Consider the following 3,581-nt stretch of genomic DNA (forward strand, 5'->3'; position numbering starts at 1 on the left):
AAGATCGCGGTGACGTGTTCGTCGTCGAGGGCCCAGGTGAGGGTGGTGGCGTCGACGATGCCGGGGGGTGCGACGACGACGGTGCCGCCGTTGAGGAGGGGGACCCATAGTTCGTACATGGACACGTCGAAGGAGGAGGCGGTGTGGAACAGGACGCGCCGGTGGGCGGGGCCTTTCCAGAGGCGGTCGGTGGCGAAGGAGCGGATGTTTTCGTGGGTGACGGCGACGCCTTTGGGGGTGCCGGTGGAGCCGGAGGTGAACATGGCGTACACCAGCCGGTCGGCGGCGATCTCCAGACCGGGGTTCTCCGGGTCGGTGTCGTCCCCGACGACCAGGGAGACGACGTGGCGGGTGAGGTCGTGGGCGGCGCCGGCGGTGTCGGTGACGAGGATGGGCGCGCCGGTCTGTTCGGCGATCCAGCGCATCCGGGCCGGGGGAAGGGCGGAGTGCAGGGGGACGTAGGTGCCACCGGCCTTGACGACGGCGAGCATGGTGACGATGACGTCGGCGGAGCGGTCCAGCAGGGCCAGGACGGGGGTCTCCGCGGTCACTCCGGCGGCGAGGAGGCGGCGGGCCAGGGCGTTGGCCCGGCCGTTGAGCTCGGCCGCGCTCAGGCGCAGGTCGCCGCAGACCACCGCCTCGGCGTCCGGGTCCGCCGCGACCCGCGCCTCGAACAGTTCGGCGAGGTTTCCGTGCGGGGTGGGGGCGGCGGTGTCGTTCCATTCGGTGAGCAGGAGGCGGCGTTCGGCGGGGTCGAGCAGGTCCACCGTGCCGATCGGGGTGTCGGGGTCGGCGGCGACCGCCTCCAGCAGCCGCACCAGCCGCGCCGCGATCGCCTCGGCGGTGGCCCGGTCGAACAGGTCGGTGGCGTACTGCAGCACACCCTCCACCCCGGCAGGGGCGCCGTCGGCGGTGGTGTCCTCGGTCAGGCCCAGCAGCAGGTCGCACTTGGCGCCGCCGAACCCGTACAGCGAGTACGCCGGATCCAGCGCCATCGTCAGCCCGGGAGGCCCGGCGTCCGCGCCGGGCGTGTTGAGCAGGGCCAGCATCACCTGGAACAGCGGCGGGCGGCTGTACACCCTGGGCGGGTTCAGCGCCTCCACGAGCCGCTCGAACGGCACGTCCTGGTTGGCGAAGGCGGCCAGGTCGGTCTCGCGGACCCGGGCGAGCAGTTCGCGGAAGGTCGGGTCTCCGGAGGTGTCGGTGCGCAGCACCAGCGTGTTCGTGAAGAAGCCGACGAGGTCGGTCAGTGCCTCGTCGGTGCGGCCTGCCACGGGTGCGCCGATCGGTACGTCGGTGCCCGCGCCCAGCCGGGTCAGCAGTGCGGCCAGTCCGGCCTGCAAGGCCATGAACAGCGTCGTCTGGCCGCCCCGGGCCACCGCCAGCAGCCGGGCGTGCAGCTCGGGGGACAGGCTCAGGGACACCGCCTCGCCCCGGTGCCCGCTCGTCGCGGGGCGGGGCCGGTCGGCGGGCAGCGCGATCTCGTCGGGCAGTCCGGCCAGCGCGGTGCGCCAGTGGGCGGTCTGCTCGCTCATCAGGCTGCCCGGGTCGGCGGGGTCGCCGAGCAGCTCGCGCTGCCAGCGCGTGTAGTCGCTGTAGCGGATCGGCAGCGGCGCCCAGCCGGGCTCCTCGCCGCGTGCCCGCGCGGCGTAGGCGGTGGCCAGGTCCCGCTCCAGGGGGCCGAGGGACCACCCGTCGATCGCGATGTGATGGAACGCCATCACGAGCACGTGTCCGCCGCCGTCATCGGGTTCCGAGCCCCCGGCCGGTCCGGAGGGTCCCGCGGTCCCGTCCGGTCCCGAGATCGCGCCGGAGGGCTCCGCGGTCCCGGCGGGCCGTACGGCGCTCCCCGGGGGCCGTACGGCCCGCGCGTCCCCTCCGGAGGGCAGCGTGAACAGCTCCGCCCGCATCGGCGGCTCCGACGCCAGATTGAACGGCCGCAGCACCGTCCGCCGGATCGCGGCGTCCAGGTCCGCCTCGTCGACCTCGGTCACCGTCAGTTCCGGCGCCGTCTCCAGCACCCGCTGCGCCGGCCGGTCCTCCCGGGCGGGGAAGACGGTGCGCAGCGTCTCGTGCCGCCGGGCCACGTCGGCGACCGCGGTCCGCAGCGCCTCGCGGTCCAGCCTGCCCGTCAGCCGCAGCACCAGCGGGATCGTGTAGAGGCTCGCGTTCTCGGCGAGCTGGTCGACCAGCCAGACCCGGTACTGGGCGAACGAGAGCTCCGAACGGCCGGCGTCCTCGGCGTCCTCGGCACGGACCAGTGCGGGCCGGGCCCGGCCCGCGTCGCCGGTCGCCGCCTTCTCGATCCGTACGGCCAGCTCCGCGACGGTCGGCGCCTCGAAGACGTCGCGGATGCGCAGTTCGGCGGAGAAGGCGGCGCGGATGGCGGTGACGGCGCGCATGGCGAGCAGGGAGTGGCCGCCCAGGGCGAAGAAGTCGTCGTCGACGCCGACGCCGGGTACGGCCAGCAGCTCGGCGAACAGCGCGCACAGCCGTTCCTCGGCGGGGGTGCGCGGGGCCGTCCCGGAGGTCGCGGTCTCCGGAGCGGGCAGCGCGCGGCGGTCCACCTTGCCGCTGTGGTTCAGCGGGAAGGCGTCCATGACCACGAAGGCCGACGGGACCATGTAGGCGGGCAGGTTGTCCTCGGCGAAGCGCCGCACCCGTCCGGTGAGCCCCTCCGCCTTCGCATCCGTGCCGGCGTCCGCGTCCGTCCCCGTTCCGGGGTTCGCGGCGCGGGGGATGAGGTAGGCGACCAGCCGTCTGTCCCCGGGCTGGTCCTCCCGGGCGAGGACGACGGCCTGGGCCACGTCCGGATGACGGTCCAGCACCACCTCGATCTCGCCCAGCTCCATCCGGATGCCGCGGATCTTCACCTGGTTGTCCACCCGGCCGACGTAGTCCAGGGTGCCGTCGGGCAACCGGCGGACGAGGTCGCCGGTGCGGTACATCCGCGCACCGGGCTCCTCTGGGCAGGCGACGAAGCGTTCGGCGGTCAGGTCGGGCCGCCCCAGGTAGCCGCGCGCCAGGTGCTCGCCCGCGATGTAGAGCTCTCCGGCCACCCCGGGCGGGACGGGCCGGAGCCGGTCGTCCAGCACGTAGGCGCGGGTGCCGTCCAGGGGCCGGCCGATCGGCACGAGGGGGCCGGGCTCGGTGACGTGGTGCGCGGTGACGTAGACGGTGGTCTCGGTGGGACCGTAGCCGTTGAAGACGTTGCCCCCGGCCCGGACCACCCGCTCCACGGTCGCCGGTGAGGCGGCCTCACCGGCGATCCACAACTCCGGGACGCGGGCCAGCAGGGGGACGTGGTCCTGCGCCAGGACATTGAACAGTCCCGTGGTCAGGAAGACGGCGCTGACCGCCTCCTCGTCGAGGGCCCAGGTGAGGGTGGTGGCGTCGACGATGCCGGGGGGTGCGACGACGATGGTGCCGCCGTTGAGGAGGGGGACCCATAGTTCGTACATGGATACGTCGAAGGAGGAGGCGGTGTGGAACAGCACCCGCCGGTGGGCGGGGGTGTTCCAGAGGCGGTCGGTGGCGAAGGAGCGGATGTTTTTGTGGGTGACGGCGACGCCTTTGGGGGT

General features: G+C 73.8%; 1 protein-coding gene. It reads right to left on the bottom strand.

What is annotated here, in order from left to right; genetic code table 11:
- Positions 1-3,581: AMP-binding protein (locus AB0D67_RS38965; RefSeq protein WP_362947440.1), on the bottom strand; the 3,581-nt coding region annotated here is incomplete at both ends.

The organism is Streptosporangium sp. NPDC048047, assembly GCF_040653115.1.
Taxonomy (GTDB): Bacteria; Actinomycetota; Actinomycetes; order Streptosporangiales; family Streptosporangiaceae; genus Streptosporangium.